Annotated in this window: 13 protein-coding genes and 1 pseudogene; 7 read left to right on the top strand and 7 right to left on the bottom strand. The window is 40.0% G+C overall.

Features of this window, described 5'->3' with window-relative positions; translation table 11 throughout:
* Nucleotides 1-391 precede the first annotated feature (391 nt).
* The 3 genes from asnB to I6J03_RS02195 all read left to right on the top strand — a co-directional run bounded on the left by asnB (nt 392) and on the right by I6J03_RS02195 (nt 4,826).
* A complete protein-coding gene (gene asnB, locus I6J03_RS02205; RefSeq protein ID WP_003010752.1) occupies nt 392-2,083 on the top strand; it encodes an asparagine synthase B in 1,692 nt (563 codons plus the stop codon).
* Between the two features lie 168 nt (nt 2,084-2,251).
* On the top strand, nt 2,252-3,817 hold the full coding sequence (locus tag I6J03_RS02200) for a M20/M25/M40 family metallo-hydrolase (protein WP_003010755.1): 1,566 nt from the start codon (nt 2,252-2,254) through the stop codon (nt 3,815-3,817).
* Nucleotides 3,818-3,854: 37 nt separating this feature from the next.
* Nucleotides 3,855-4,826, top strand: a complete 972-nt coding sequence (locus tag I6J03_RS02195; protein WP_003010758.1) for a polysaccharide deacetylase family protein — start codon at nt 3,855-3,857, stop codon at nt 4,824-4,826.
* 74 nt (nt 4,827-4,900) lie between these two features.
* Here the strand turns inward: I6J03_RS02195 and I6J03_RS02190 are convergent, their stop codons facing one another.
* Together I6J03_RS02190 and I6J03_RS02185 are read right to left on the bottom strand one after the other, a co-directional pair.
* A complete protein-coding gene (locus tag I6J03_RS02190; RefSeq protein WP_201694119.1) occupies nt 4,901-7,078 on the bottom strand; it encodes a S9 family peptidase in 2,178 nt (725 codons plus the stop codon).
* A gap of 77 nt (nt 7,079-7,155) precedes the next feature.
* Nucleotides 7,156-7,896, bottom strand: a complete 741-nt coding sequence (locus I6J03_RS02185) for a 3-keto-disaccharide hydrolase (RefSeq protein WP_003010761.1) — start codon at nt 7,894-7,896, stop codon at nt 7,156-7,158.
* An 85-nt stretch (nt 7,897-7,981) separates the two neighbouring features.
* Between I6J03_RS02185 and I6J03_RS02180 the strand changes: the two genes are divergently transcribed.
* Nucleotides 7,982-8,347, top strand: a complete 366-nt coding sequence (locus I6J03_RS02180) for a dihydroneopterin aldolase (RefSeq protein ID WP_003010762.1) — start codon at nt 7,982-7,984, stop codon at nt 8,345-8,347.
* A 456-nt stretch (nt 8,348-8,803) separates the two neighbouring features.
* On the top strand, nt 8,804-9,247 hold the full coding sequence (locus I6J03_RS02175) for an Hsp20/alpha crystallin family protein (protein ID WP_003010765.1): 444 nt from the start codon (nt 8,804-8,806) through the stop codon (nt 9,245-9,247).
* A gap of 122 nt (nt 9,248-9,369) precedes the next feature.
* Here the strand turns inward: I6J03_RS02175 and I6J03_RS02170 are convergent, their stop codons facing one another.
* From I6J03_RS02170 to I6J03_RS02160, 3 genes are all read right to left on the bottom strand, one after another.
* Nucleotides 9,370-9,657 (bottom strand): hypothetical protein, encoded by a 288-nt coding sequence (locus I6J03_RS02170; RefSeq protein WP_003010766.1) that lies wholly within the window; start codon nt 9,655-9,657, stop codon nt 9,370-9,372.
* 2 nt (nt 9,658-9,659) lie between these two features.
* Nucleotides 9,660-10,019: a DUF2085 domain-containing protein gene (locus I6J03_RS02165; RefSeq protein ID WP_003010768.1), complete on the bottom strand. Its 360-nt coding sequence runs from the start codon at nt 10,017-10,019 to the stop codon at nt 9,660-9,662.
* Between the two features lie 108 nt (nt 10,020-10,127).
* Nucleotides 10,128-10,571 (bottom strand): acyl-CoA thioesterase, encoded by a 444-nt coding sequence (locus tag I6J03_RS02160; RefSeq protein WP_201694118.1) that lies wholly within the window; start codon nt 10,569-10,571, stop codon nt 10,128-10,130.
* A 157-nt stretch (nt 10,572-10,728) separates the two neighbouring features.
* On the opposite strand from I6J03_RS02160, the gene I6J03_RS02155 reads away from it, so the two are divergent.
* Together I6J03_RS02155 and I6J03_RS02150 are read left to right on the top strand one after the other, a co-directional pair.
* Complete coding sequence (locus I6J03_RS02155) at nt 10,729-11,232, top strand: RNA polymerase sigma factor (RefSeq protein WP_003010775.1); 504 nt, start codon at nt 10,729-10,731, stop codon at nt 11,230-11,232.
* Nucleotides 11,222-11,860, top strand: coding sequence for a hypothetical protein (locus I6J03_RS02150; protein ID WP_003010776.1), 639 nt, complete (start codon nt 11,222-11,224; stop codon nt 11,858-11,860). The genes I6J03_RS02155 and I6J03_RS02150 overlap by 11 nt, the downstream gene beginning before the upstream one ends.
* Before the next feature lie 103 nt (nt 11,861-11,963).
* Here I6J03_RS02150 and I6J03_RS02145 read toward each other — a convergent pair whose 3' ends face one another.
* Both I6J03_RS02145 and hemG read right to left on the bottom strand, forming a co-directional pair.
* Nucleotides 11,964-12,392: an SRPBCC family protein gene (locus I6J03_RS02145; protein ID WP_003010778.1), complete on the bottom strand. Its 429-nt coding sequence runs from the start codon at nt 12,390-12,392 to the stop codon at nt 11,964-11,966.
* A 73-nt stretch (nt 12,393-12,465) separates the two neighbouring features.
* Nucleotides 12,466-12,992, bottom strand: a pseudogene (gene hemG, locus I6J03_RS02140) (menaquinone-dependent protoporphyrinogen IX dehydrogenase).
* Nucleotides 12,993-13,221: the final 229 nt, after the last annotated feature.

Genomic DNA, 13,221 nt, shown 5'->3' with positions numbered 1-13,221 from the left:
TAATCGGTAATTATTATAAAGATTTTAGCGAATTAAACTGCTTCACAAAAAACCGGGTGTTCCTACTTTTTGTGTCTCTTTATAGCTTTCAGTAGCTATTGCGTTGTCTTTATTTCTGTATAATAAGTCTTCAGGATGTGCTCCGAACAGACTGTTGTTAGTCCTGCTTTGTAACCTTGCATCTCTCTTCAGCCTGTAAATTCCAATAGTTGCCTTTTTTAAATTGATTTAATTTGTGTTTTATGGCTTTTTTATTGATTGTTTTTCATTTAAATATTTATAATATTGATATATTTTTAATAAAAATTGAAAAATGTTATGAAATTTGTTTTTTAATCCTTTACTTTGTGACACAGTATAAAATTAGATAGCAACTAAATCAAATAAGCATATGTGCGGAATTATTGGAGCATTCGACTTAAAAGATTCATCTGAGAAGCTAAGACCTCAGATTTTAGAAATGTCAAAACGTATTCGTCACCGTGGACCGGACTGGTCCGGTATTTTTACTTCCGGCAAAGCCATTCTCGCGCATGAGCGTCTGGCTATTGTGGATCCCAAATCAGGCAGTCAGCCCCTATACAGTCCTGACGGCCAGATCGTGCTGGCCGTGAACGGTGAGATCTATAACCATAAAGAATTGAGAGCAACCTTGCCGGATTATGAGTTTTCGACAAACAGCGATTCAGAAGTGGTATTGGCTCTTTATCAGGCCAAAGGACCTTCTTTTATAGAGGATTTGAACGGTATTTTTGCGTTTGCACTTTACGATGCCAGTAAAGATGTCTTTCTGGTAGCCCGTGATCATATGGGGATTATCCCCTTGTACTACGGTACGGATGAGCAGGGACAGTTTTTTGTGTCCTCTGAATTAAAGTCACTGGAAGGATTCTGTACACAGATGGATCAGTTTCCTCCGGGACATTATCTGTATAGTGCGAATGGTCTGTCTCCACAGCGCTGGTATCAGCGGGATTGGGATACTTACGATACGGTGAAAGATGCAGATACGGATATTGATAAATTGCGTACGGCTCTGGAAGATGCAGTACACCGTCAGCTGATGTCTGATGTCCCTTACGGTGTATTGCTTTCCGGAGGACTGGATTCTTCTGTAATAGCTGCTATTACCAAAAAATTTGCATCCAAACGTATTGAATCCGGGGATCAGGAAGAAGCGTGGTACCCGCAGTTGCACTCTTTTGCGGTAGGGCTTAAAGGTGCACCGGATCTTATTGCAGCACAAAGAGCGGCAGATCATATCGGCACGATTCATCACGAGATCAATTTTACGATTCAGGAAGGCCTGGATGCGATCAGGGATGTTATCTATCATCTGGAAACTTATGATGTGACGACTATCCGGGCGTCAACGCCTATGTATCTGCTGGCCAGAGTTATCAAATCCATGGGTATCAAAATGGTGCTGTCCGGAGAAGGTTCGGATGAATTGTTCGGAGGGTACCTGTACTTTCATAAAGCACCAAATGCACAGGAGTTTCATGAAGAAACGGTACGTAAACTAAAAAAACTATATCTGTACGATTGCCTGCGTGCTAATAAATCACTGGCTGCATGGGGTGTGGAAGGACGTGTGCCGTTTTTAGATAAAGAGTTTATAGATGTCGCTATGACGATCAATCCAAAGGATAAAATGATCAAAGATGGCCGTATGGAAAAATGGGTGATACGTAAGGCATTCGAAGATTATCTTCCGGAAAGTATAGCCTGGAGACAAAAAGAGCAGTTCTCAGATGGGGTAGGGTATAGCTGGATTGATACACTGAAGGCGCAGGCTGAAGAAAAAGTGTCTGATGCTGAATTTGCTACTGCTGCGGATCGTTTTCCGGTCAATACACCAAAAAATAAAGAAGAATTCCTGTATCGTACTATTTTTGAATCACATTTTCCATCGGAAGCTGCTTCAAAAACAGTTCCTTCGGTCAAGTCAGTTGCCTGCAGTACACCTGAAGCTCTGGCATGGGATGCCTCTTTCCAAAATCTGAATGATCCTTCCGGCAGAGCAGTTGCCGCCGTGCATAACGAAAGTTATGAAAAGGCCAAGACGGAAGTTGCCTTGTAGCTAATCAACCTTTATATCTGTTAAAGCCGGAAACATTCGTTTCTGGCTTTTTTTGTTTATCGTTTTTCTCTTTCTCAAAGCGTAATATATACAAAATCCGTTCTGTTTTCCTGACCTTTTCTAAATTTTTAGTAACTTCCGTATATTTTAAAATACTTAACATTACTTATGAAATTAACCTCTTATTCTACCTGGCTTTCTCCTGTGGCGGTCTCTTTAGCCCTTTTTGCCGGTACCGGTGTATTCGGTCAGGATAAAAAGCAGATGGTCAATGCTATTGTTCAGGAAGCAAATACAAATTCTAAACTGGAGGATTACGCCTTTGAACTTATTGATATGATCGGCCCTCGTCTGGTCGGTAGTCCGCAGATGCAAAAGGCACACGATTGGGTAGTTCAAAAATATACGGATATGGGTGCTGTAGCGCGTAACGAAGCTTACGGAGAATGGCGTTCCTGGGAGCGGGGACTTTCCAGTATTACAATGACATATCCGAGGATCAAAGCACTGGAAGGGACGCAACTATCCTTTAGTCCGTCTACAAAAAGTAAAGGGGTTGAAGCAGAGGTGATTGCGCTTCCTGTTTTTAAATCACGAACAGAATTCACAAACTGGTTGCCTTCTGTCAAAGGAAAGATCGTTATGATAGCCATGAATCAGCCTACAGGTCGTTCGGATGCGAACTGGAAAGAATCGGCTACAGCAGCAGCCTATGATAAGATGCAGGCACTTAAAAAAGAGCAGGCAAACCAATGGGCAGCAAGTCTGGAGGCAACAGGTAGTACGCGCAGGACACTGGCTATTGCTCTGGAAGAAGCGGGAGCTCTGGCTGTAGTGGATGCATACTGGACCGAACTACCGGGTGTGACCCGTATTTTTGATGCCAAAACCCGGAAAATACCGGTTGTGGATATTGCACAGGAGGATTACGGATTACTATATCGCATGGTGACCAGAGGTGTGAAGCCCAGGATATTGATACAGGCGGAGGCCAAGGAGCTCGGGATTGCAAAAACATATAACAGTATAGCCGAAATAAAAGGTAAAGAAAAACCGGATGAATACGTCGTGTTGTCTGCGCATCTGGATTCATGGGACGGTGCTTCAGGAGCAACAGATAATGGCACCGGTATCATCACGATGATGGAGGCTGTACGTATATTGAAAAAGGTATATCCGGACAACAAAAGAACAATTCTGGTGGGTAACTGGGGAAGTGAGGAACAGGGATTGAATGGCTCTTCTGCTTTTGTGGAGGATCATCCCGAATTGCATGATAAGATACAGGTGGTCTGGAATCAGGATAACGGTACAGGTAGGATTGCCCGGATTTCAGGAAATGGATTTGCGCAGTCCTATGCGTATATCGGCAGGTGGCTGCAGTATCTGCCGGAAGCTTTCCGCAATGAAATCCAGACAACCTTTCCGGGTCTGCCAGGAAGTGGCGGATCTGATCATGCTTCCTTTGTAAAGAAAGGGATTCCTGCTTTTATGTTAGGGTCTGCTTCATGGGATTATGGTAAGCTTACCTGGCATACCAATCGGGATACGTATGATAAAATCGTATTTGATGAAGTTAGGCAGAATGCTATTATAGTTGCTATACTGACTTATCTGGCATGTGAAGAACCGGAATTGGTATCCCGTGAAAAGATGATTATGCCTACAGATACAGATGGAAAGCAGATGCAGTGGCCGACCTTGTTAAATCCAAAACGGACGAGTGGAAATTAGATATTATGGATATAGATTTCTATCTAAGTAATGCTATATGAAGAGTATAAAATCCTGGCTGGTATGTCTGATCCTTCTTTTCTTATCACAGAAAGGGGAGGGGCAGACCTTTGACAATATCCGTAATTATAAGGTGGACTGGTCGTTGCTGGAAAAAAAGGATAGCCAGCTTATAGGTCTACGTAGTTTTACTGCCGATAGCAAAACCTATTTCCTGGCTGTCGACCCGGTTACACTGCAGACGTGTGTGATCCTGTCCGATAGATATAAACGAACCCGTTCAACATATGCAGATATCTGCAGCCGGTTTAATAAGACAGTTTATATCAGAGGCTTCGACCTGGTTCGCCGGACAGAGCAGAATCTTCAGAATGCAGGACTGGATCTTCGTATGCCGCAAGAGCAGGGGATCAATCTTACTATTGACCTGTGTCCTTCGCATAAACCATTTGATAGAGTAATTTTTCAATCATTATTCTCTGCTTTCAAAGGAAAATCGGGGCGTCTTCCTGTCGCTATTTCGGTTTCAGGAAAATGGATTCTGAAACATCAGGAGGATCTGAACTGGCTGAAAAATCTGGATAAAGACGGAGCATTACAGATCACCTGGGTTAATCATAGTTATTCACATGTGTATAACAATCAACCGCTGACTTCCAATTTTCTGTTGAGCAAGGGTACGAATATGGATGTGGAAGTTCTGGAAAATGAAAAGCTGATGCTCAGGAACGGGATCCTTCCGTCTGTATTTTTCAGATGTCCGGGATTGGTTTCGGATAAGGCCGTTATCGATAAATTATTGAGTTACGGTCTTATTGCGGTAGGTTCGGATGCCTGGCTGGCAAAGGGACAGCATCCCGGAGACGGCAGTATTGTGCTGATCCATGGTAATGGTAATGAAGAGCTCGGTGTCAAAGATTTCATTAAGCTATTGCAGCAGGAGAATACAGCTATCCGTTCCGGACACTGGACTTTGTATAATCTTAGTGAAGGTCTGGAGCATGATTAGTAGTAAATCACATAAAAATGGGGCTATCCAACCTTTTTGGACAGCCCCATAGTTTTTATCAGAAAGACTACGTTTTATTTTTTAAGATGCAGATCAAAGTACCTGGCAATTTTTTCGTACATATGGATACGGTCTTTGCCTGAAACATTGTGTTCGTGAGTCGGGTAAAGGAAATAATCCACCTGTTTCCCAGCTTTGATACATGCCTCTATAAACTGCATGCTGTTTTGCTGTACCACTACAGGATCCTGTGCGCCATGAATAATCAGCAGATCACCCTTTAATTGGTTTGCCTTATCAAGCAGAGAAGTTAATTTATAGCCTTCCGGATTTTCCTGAGGAGTATCCATATAGCGTTCTCCGTACATGACTTCATAATATTTCCAGTCTATTACCGGTCCTCCGGCAACTGCAGCTTTGAAGATGTCATTATGATGTACCATAAATGAAGTCGTCATAAAACCTCCGAAGCTCCATCCGAAAATTCCCATACGCTCCTGATCCACAAAAGGTTTTGATTTTAAAAATTCTATACCCTTCATCTGATCGGCCATCTCTGCCTGTCCCAGTTGACGGTGTGTGGCTGTGGAGAATGCCCTTCCGCGCGCATCAGTTCCGCGGTTGTCCATCGTAAATACAATATAGCCCTGTTGTGCCATATACATATCGAAGTAGCCTGCTCCACCCAGCCATTTGTTGCTGACCAGCTGAGAGTGAGAGCCTCCATACAGGTAGTACATGACAGGATATTTTTTTGCAGGATCAAAATTTTCAGGATAAATAATGCGACCTGTCAGTGGTGTACTGCCGTCTGCAGTCGTTAATTGTACAAACTCGATTTTCGGATTGTTGATTTTGCCTGTAAACGGATTTTCTGCCTTGATCAGATTGTTGCTTTTTCCTGATTTCACATCTTTGATCTGAATGATATTAGGCGTAGTCAGGTTGCTGTATTGATCAAGTACGTAGGTGCTGTTGCTGTTTGCCGAAGCGGTATGCGTACCTGATTCACTGGTGAGTTGTGTTGTTTTTCCGGATTTAAGTTCCACTTCGAACAGCTGTCTGTCCAGTCCGTTGTTGGTAACACCGGTATATGTAACCTTATCCGCTTTGGCAGAGAAACTAAGTAAATCTTTTACAATAATATCCTTATATCCCAGTTTGCGAACCAGCTTACCTTCGGTATCGTACAGATAAAGTTGGTTGTACCCTTCCTTGTCTGACTGGTAAAGAAATAGTTTGGGATTATCAGGAACAAAAGTCAGAGGTGTCTGTGGTTCTACCCATGTAGTGGTCGTCTCTTCAAACAGTGTTTTGACGAATGCCCCCGATTTTGCATTATACTTGTTGAATTTTAAATGATTTTGTCCGCGGTTCAATACCCCCACATATATATATTCATTGTTGGGATCCCATGTGACAGCCGTCAGATACTGTTCTTTAGGTTCTCCTGTTTGAAGGCTGGTACTGGTGCCGGTAGTGGTGTTGTAAATTACGAGTGTTACTTCTTCAGATTTCATGCCTGCCATCGGATAGCGTATTTCTTTAGCTTCTGCTATACGCGGACTCCATTGTACAAGCGGATATTGGCTGACCATCGTCTCATCTTTACGGTAATAAAGCAGGCTGGTGTTATCAGGACTCCACCACATTCCTTTGTTGATGCCAAATTCCTGGCGGTGGGTGTAGTCACTACCGTTTACAATCCCCTCATCCTTATCGCTGGTTACCTCGGTAATTTTGCCGGCAGCATCAGAGATCACAATATTGTTGTCTATCAGATAAGCGACTTTCGTACGATCCGCTGTGACTTCTTTATTATTCCCTTTCGAGTCACTTCCGATCAGCTTATCGATACTTCTGGATTTGATATTGTACGTCAGGCTGTATGATTTTTCTTTTCCGTCTACTTCCAGAGATAGTGTGTTTTCGTCCAGCCAGCTATAGTTATACGGAAACATTCGCAACGCAATTGTTTCATTAGGGAGCTTAATTTTAATCGCTTGCTCCAGATCCGATTTGGATAATAATACCTGTTCTTTCCAATTATCAGAAGCGCTTTTGCTCATCAGATTCTGGTAGGCAGGATCGAGGTAGGTAATGCTGTTTGTATTGGGAATCCAACGGGGACTTACTATAGATACCGGTGCATAGGTACGTGGGCCAAAAACCGTTTCTTCTAAGTTTAAATTCCTTTGGCCATATACCGCTGTACTGCCGGCCAAAAGAAATAATAATGCAATTCTTCTCATTGATATGTGTTATGGAAGTAAAATTATAGATTAAGGGACTAAAAACCTAAAGTTGTATAGAATTGTTGCAACAACTATTATAAGTTTCGTATCCATATATTGCGATAACTTACGAGATCGCCGTGATCCTGCAGGACGATGGGACCGGCTCCATGAGCTTTGAGTTTCGGAAGACCTATATATTCTGTTGTACCCTCTATTTCGGTGTTGTTTTGTACTAATATTCCGTTGTGAAGTACGGTTACCCGTGCTTTGCTGATCAGCATTCCGTCATTATTAAACCGTGGTGCAGTATAAATAATATCATAAGTATGCCACTGACCTGCGCTCACACGGGATTCTACAAGTGGAGGCCGTTGCTTATAAATACTGCCGGCTTGTCCGTTGACATATGTAGGATTATCATTGTTGTCCAATACCTGGATTTCGTACAGTCCCTGTAAGAAAATTCCGCTATTTCCTCTTCCCTGGCCTTTTCCTTTAACTGTAAGCGGGCTGCGCCATTCTATATGTAACTGAAAGTCATTGAACTTTTCTTTGGTCTGAATGTTTCCGGAGGACGGTTTTACAGTTAGTATATTATCCTCTACAGACCAGGTTGCGGTGCTTCCCGGTTTTCCCTCAGACTGCCATTGACTAAGGTCTTTACCATTGAACAAAATTACAGCGTCAGCAGGGATACCGTTTGAAGAAGTGACTATTCTAGGTTTAGGACTATAGTATTCGGTGTCTTCGGGTTTGAACTGCGTCTGTGAAAATGCAGAAGGTAAGGAGAGGGTTAAGCAACAGATGCTGAGAAGAACGGGATATTTTTTCATCAGTATATAATTTGTTTTTATAATTTTTGGTAGAGCAATGATAAAGATATTTTTTCAAACGGATAAATATTTTTAGGTTTGCCCTATGGCTACACGTATACAGACGATTGCGATAAATGATGCCCGGTTCTATGCTCCTGTTGGTTATTATGCGGAGGAAATTGTGACCGGAAATGAGTTTTTAGTCGATATTGAAGTGAGCTACCCCTATAAAGTCCATTCACAGGACGAGCTTACGAATACATTGAACTATGAACAATTGTATGCTATAGCTGCGGATGTGATGAAGCAAAAAAGAAAACTGATCGAATCCGCTGTGGAGGAAATACTCGAGACAATTGTTAATCAATTTGACTTTGCGGAGCAGGTGAACATCTCTATTACCAAGATCAACCCTCTCTTTGGCGGAGATCGTGCAAATTCCCGGATAGCGCTCTCTTACACTAAATAAAGCAATCCACCACGATCTGTAAGCAGGATGTCTGCAGGCAAAAGTTTAAGTAGCAGTTGGCGGGGACGCCAACTGACGCAAGTGAGAGGGGCTTAGCATAATTACCTTCTGGCGCGAGCTGTCGCTCGTTGCCTTCTAAGCAATCTAACTATAACTTATCAACTTTCTTCTCAACCTCTCTGCCCTTCGGGCATCTCTCCTTATAAAGGAGAGAATTGTGATAAATACTGTTATCCCTTATAACCGTTTAACTCTATCAATCTTACCTGGCGCGAGCGTATCGCTCGTGCCTTCTTAATATGGTTAGCAATAATAAAAAGCGATTTAGCGACAAAATGTCTTTAATTAAAAGTTTTTAATGACATTTTGTCTTCATTCTGATCGTTTTTTGAAATGGTACAGCATTTGAATAAGTTGTAGAAAAACAAATAAAAAAATTAAAAGGAGGACAATATTATGGCATTATTAAAATTCCCTACAAAAGCAGTAAATACAGATGCAGTTAATCCGTTTGTAAATTCAGTTTTCGATAATTTATTTAATGATTCATTTATTACGGATCGGTTAGTGACTCGCGTACCGGCAGTGAATATTGCAGAAGCAGAGGATTCTTTTCAGATCGAACTGGCTGCTCCGGGATTGCAGAAGTCAGATTTCAAGATCAATGTAGATAAAAATATGATGACTATCTCTGCTGAAAAAACTTCAGAGACAGAAGCAGAACAAAAATTATTCAGTAAAAGAGAATTTAACTATTCGTCCTTTACACGCTCATTTACATTACCTGATACTGTAGATTACAGCAATATTGAGGCTTCTTATGAAAATGGTATTTTGGTTGTAAAAGTGGGTAAGAAAGAAGAAGCAATTGTTGCTAAAAGATTGATTGAAGTCAAATAATAAGTTTAGTTTTTTTAGGTTATGTGAGTGCCGTCATGCAAATATTGCGTGGCGGCTTTTTTAATGAAAAAAGACGGTTCGTTTACTGAACCGTCTTTTTGATTTTCCGGATTGAAGTTATACTATCCACCCATTGCTGAACCTAAACCTCCTAATATCGCATAGATAATATTCAATACAATACTTACTACCACACCATAGATCGCAAATTTACAAGCTGATTTTGCCTGAACAGGGGCCTCATCCTTCTTTATAAAATAATAAATAGCACCAAACAAAGGAATACAAAAAGACAGAACTTTTAATCCTGTAGATAAGTCTTCCTGATTTTGTTGGTTAAAAGGATTGTTAAACTGGTTTGGGTTTTGACCTTGATTAGGGTCAAAATTTGGGGTGTTTTGATCTTCCATGGTTAATTATATTTAATGATTAATTTTATTCCTTCTAATATTAAATTTCCGATTGCTGTTCCGATAATAGCACAGATAGCCATTGTTCCTACTCCGGCCATAATGCCGGTTATAAACCGGAGGGTATTATTACTTTCTCTGTTGCAATAAGCCTGAGTCAAACCGTCAATAATTGTCGGTAACATGCACAATACCGCAACCCAAAAATTCATTGTGATCACTCCAAATAAAAATAAGAACGTGGACAAATAACCCAGATGAATTCCTGTACAACGCGCGCAAACAGGAAATTGCTTGCCTTTCCAAAAAAAAGATCGCTCAGGTTTGCGATGGCAAAAAGTAAATTCCAGTTTGGTTTTCATGTTCAGTTTAGTTGTAAGTGTATGTAGTGTGAATCAATTTTACAGTGAATTTAATGAATTAATTTTCTTTTTAAGCCTTAAAAATAAATTTTTTTGATAAATATAATATTATAATGCATCAAACTCCTCATAATCATCAGCTTTAGGAACATGTTGCATAAAAACGTACCATTCTTCAGGAATGTTGACCAATTTGCGGGCTTTTATATCTAACCATGCACCATCTACATTGACTGTAGCTGCTTTGACGTCATCTTCTTTGTAGACGTCGTGTCTGAAAGAGAATCTGGCATTTGCTAAATTAAATTTGGTCAAAACTATTTTTACAGAGACATATTCATCCAGTCTGACCTCTCTGTGATAGATCAGTTCTTCTCTGAACAGGATAGGTCCAATTCCCTGTGAAGCAAACTGATCCAGAGAGAGACCTATTTTTTTGAGCATATTACTACGTGCCTGAGCGCAAATATCAGCGTATGCCGAATGGCGCATATGTCTGTTCGCATCGATCTGTGCCCATATTACCTGACCTTCATAAAATGTGTTTTCCATGTTTACACTAACTTGAAAAATGGTTGTATTGTTTGTTAATTTCTGAAATTAAAGAAAAATAATCTTTTTTTTTAATTCTGTGTAACGTTTTTCAATTTGCGTTACTAATTGATTAAAATTGGCTAAGCGTTCAGTAAAGAATTAAAAGTATCCTAAAGTGAAAGAGAGAGAATCCGAATTTCTTACTTTGATTGAAAAGAACAAAGGTATCATCTATAAGGTGTCCAGAATGTATATGGATGATCCGGATGATAGAAATGATCTTTCACAGGAGATTATTTTTCAGCTTTGGAAGTCTTTTGATTCCTTCAAAAATGCCAGTCAGTTTTCTACTTGGATGTACAGAGTTGCGATCAATACCGCTTTGGTCTATTTCAAAAAGGATAAGCGTAAACAAGACCGGGTGCCTTTGGAGACTTACCATGATATAGCCGATGAGCAGGATGCTGATCAAAGGGAGGAACAGCTTGCTGTGTTTTATAAGGCTGTGCAGGAACTTAATCAGGTTGAAAAGGCATTGATCTTTCTCTTTCTGGAAGGGCAGAGCCACCGGGATATTGCAGACAACCTGGGGATATCGGAAGTCAATGCCCGGGTGAAATTGAATCGTACAAAAGAAAAAATACAGCAGATCATTAAAAAATACGAATATGAATTTTGATGAATTAAAAAAACAATGGGATGATCAGTCATCGGAGCAGGTGCAGATCAATCCTGATCTGGATCAGTATAAAGAGGTAGATAATGTGCTGGCTAAGCTTCGCAAGAATGTGAAGTACGAATTTATTACCTGGATTGTAGCCATGCTGTTTTTACTTGTGGTGCCTTTGATCGATCTTTATAAGATTGAAGGTTATGCACGCTTTGCGTATTATCTGATCTTTTTTCAGATGCTCTTATCCAGTATGGTGTACTATCGCCGTTTTTTTTATTTCTATAAAAGTGCCAGTCAGTCGGAAGTACTTAGCTCGCGTGAAAATCTCCTAAAGATGTATTATGATCTCAAGTTTGCGATCGATTCGTATAAGACGACTTCCTATGTCATGATACCGCAGGCACTTATCATGTATATGATTATGCTTTCCAACGGGAAATTTGAATCCTGGTTTAACAAATTATATCATATCGGCAGTACGTTTGCTCAGGATAGTAATTTTATTGTATGGTTTGTCCTTTCTGCCATTGTTAGTATTGCTTTAGTGATCTTTATTATCGAAATAATGAGCTATTCGTATTATGGTAAGCATCTGAAGGAGATCAGAAAAATACTGGATCAGCTGGAGGACTGAGTTCTCCGGTCTGAAATTTGATCGTACAGCTAAGGTTATAAAAAGTAAATGGCGGTTATCTTCCGAGATCTCCGCCATTATAGTTTTGCATAGGTTATTGTATTCAGATGTTATTCAAATATGATTTCAGCGATTTGTGCAGAATTTCATTCCAACCTTTTTCATAATTTTCAGGAAGAAATGCATCTCCGCCATCCGCAAGATTTTCAAGCCCCTCATGTGTTAGCGTCAATTGTGTGCCTGCTTCCAATTGTTCCAGCTCCCATGTCAATACGGAGATTCCTTTGCTGTGACTGGGCTGTGTCCAACTATGCTTTAGCTTTTTATAGGGTATGACTTGCTGTACTAAGGCAAAATGGTGATACTCATTTTTACCTCCCGGTTCATAAAAATCAAAAGAACGTCCTGTTTCCGCCTGAAAATCGGGAATGTCAAAATACCAGATTTTCATAGCTTCTTTATCTGTAATCGCTTTCCATACCTGTTCAACAGGTTGAGGGTAAACGATTTGTATAACTACTTGAGCTTTCATTTGTATCTAATACCTCCAAAATCATATTTTGTTTGAGTCAGATGAAAATAAATTAGAATTAAAGTTATTGTTTTTACATCTCACATAGCTTATGTCCAAATTTAAAAACTTCATTCCAGTCTGTATATTCTATGTCCGTTTTTGAACCGACCGGACCTTTTGTTATGAGCATAATTAACTTTATCATAAGGCGATCTCCGAAGGAGTACAACTTATAATTTAATCTTCCTGCAAAACACCGGTCAATTGTGGTTTCCATGTTATAGAATCAAAAAATTTGATCACATAAGGATTGGTATATACTGTGCTTTTCTCGGCTTTTCGCGCCACGAGATTTACAGAAATAAAAGCGGTTTTTTTATTATTCAACACCTGATTATTATCCTGTATAAAAGTTAGTATATGTTCATTATGTTTGCCATATCTTATACTGGAAGCGATCACGATTTTATCATAGAGTGTAATACTTTTGGCCATATCCTGGACATGAAACTGATCTACCAGATGACCCTCTGATACCAATATATCTTTTATCGCATGGCAGATCTTTTTGGTTTGTCCATCTACTGATGAATAAATAATTACTGTCTTTACTGACATTTTGATTTATCTGAAAAGGTTGTTAATAAACCACCATCTACGTTTTTTTTTATACTGAAAAAACTTTCCTGAATCTGTCATTTGAATAAGACTTGACTGTAAAGTATTCTGTGGAATCTAAGAAATAAATATACTAATTACTTTAAAACGTAAATTATCAGGAGTCTCTTTAATAAATAAAAGGAAGATAGTATGACAGGAATAAAGACCGGATCATTTTCTTCTTCTT

Origin of the sequence: Sphingobacterium spiritivorum (assembly GCF_016724845.1) — a bacterium.
GTDB lineage: Bacteria > Bacteroidota > Bacteroidia > Sphingobacteriales > Sphingobacteriaceae > Sphingobacterium > Sphingobacterium spiritivorum_A.
The sequence above is the reverse complement of the archived record's forward strand: the minus strand, read 5'-3'. Positions and strand labels throughout refer to the sequence as shown.

Excerpts from the sequence above, each read along its gene's own strand:
- asnB (WP_003010752.1), top strand. The coding sequence starts at position 392 with ATGTGCGGAATTATTGGAGCATTCGACTTAAAAGATTCATCTGAGAAG.
- I6J03_RS02200 (WP_003010755.1), top strand. The coding sequence starts at position 2,252 with ATGAAATTAACCTCTTATTCTACCTGGCTTTCTCCTGTGGCGGTCTCT.
- I6J03_RS02195 (WP_003010758.1), top strand. The coding sequence starts at position 3,855 with ATGAAGAGTATAAAATCCTGGCTGGTATGTCTGATCCTTCTTTTCTTA.
- I6J03_RS02190 (WP_201694119.1), bottom strand. The coding sequence starts at position 7,078 with ATGAGAAGAATTGCATTATTATTTCTTTTGGCCGGCAGTACAGCGGTA.
- I6J03_RS02185 (WP_003010761.1), bottom strand. The coding sequence starts at position 7,896 with ATGAAAAAATATCCCGTTCTTCTCAGCATCTGTTGCTTAACCCTCTCC.
- I6J03_RS02180 (WP_003010762.1), top strand. The coding sequence starts at position 7,982 with ATGGCTACACGTATACAGACGATTGCGATAAATGATGCCCGGTTCTAT.
- I6J03_RS02175 (WP_003010765.1), top strand. The coding sequence starts at position 8,804 with ATGGCATTATTAAAATTCCCTACAAAAGCAGTAAATACAGATGCAGTT.
- I6J03_RS02170 (WP_003010766.1), bottom strand. The coding sequence starts at position 9,657 with ATGGAAGATCAAAACACCCCAAATTTTGACCCTAATCAAGGTCAAAAC.
- I6J03_RS02165 (WP_003010768.1), bottom strand. The coding sequence starts at position 10,019 with ATGAAAACCAAACTGGAATTTACTTTTTGCCATCGCAAACCTGAGCGA.
- I6J03_RS02160 (WP_201694118.1), bottom strand. The coding sequence starts at position 10,571 with ATGGAAAACACATTTTATGAAGGTCAGGTAATATGGGCACAGATCGAT.
- I6J03_RS02150 (WP_003010776.1), top strand. The coding sequence starts at position 11,222 with ATGAATTTTGATGAATTAAAAAAACAATGGGATGATCAGTCATCGGAG.
- I6J03_RS02145 (WP_003010778.1), bottom strand. The coding sequence starts at position 12,392 with ATGAAAGCTCAAGTAGTTATACAAATCGTTTACCCTCAACCTGTTGAA.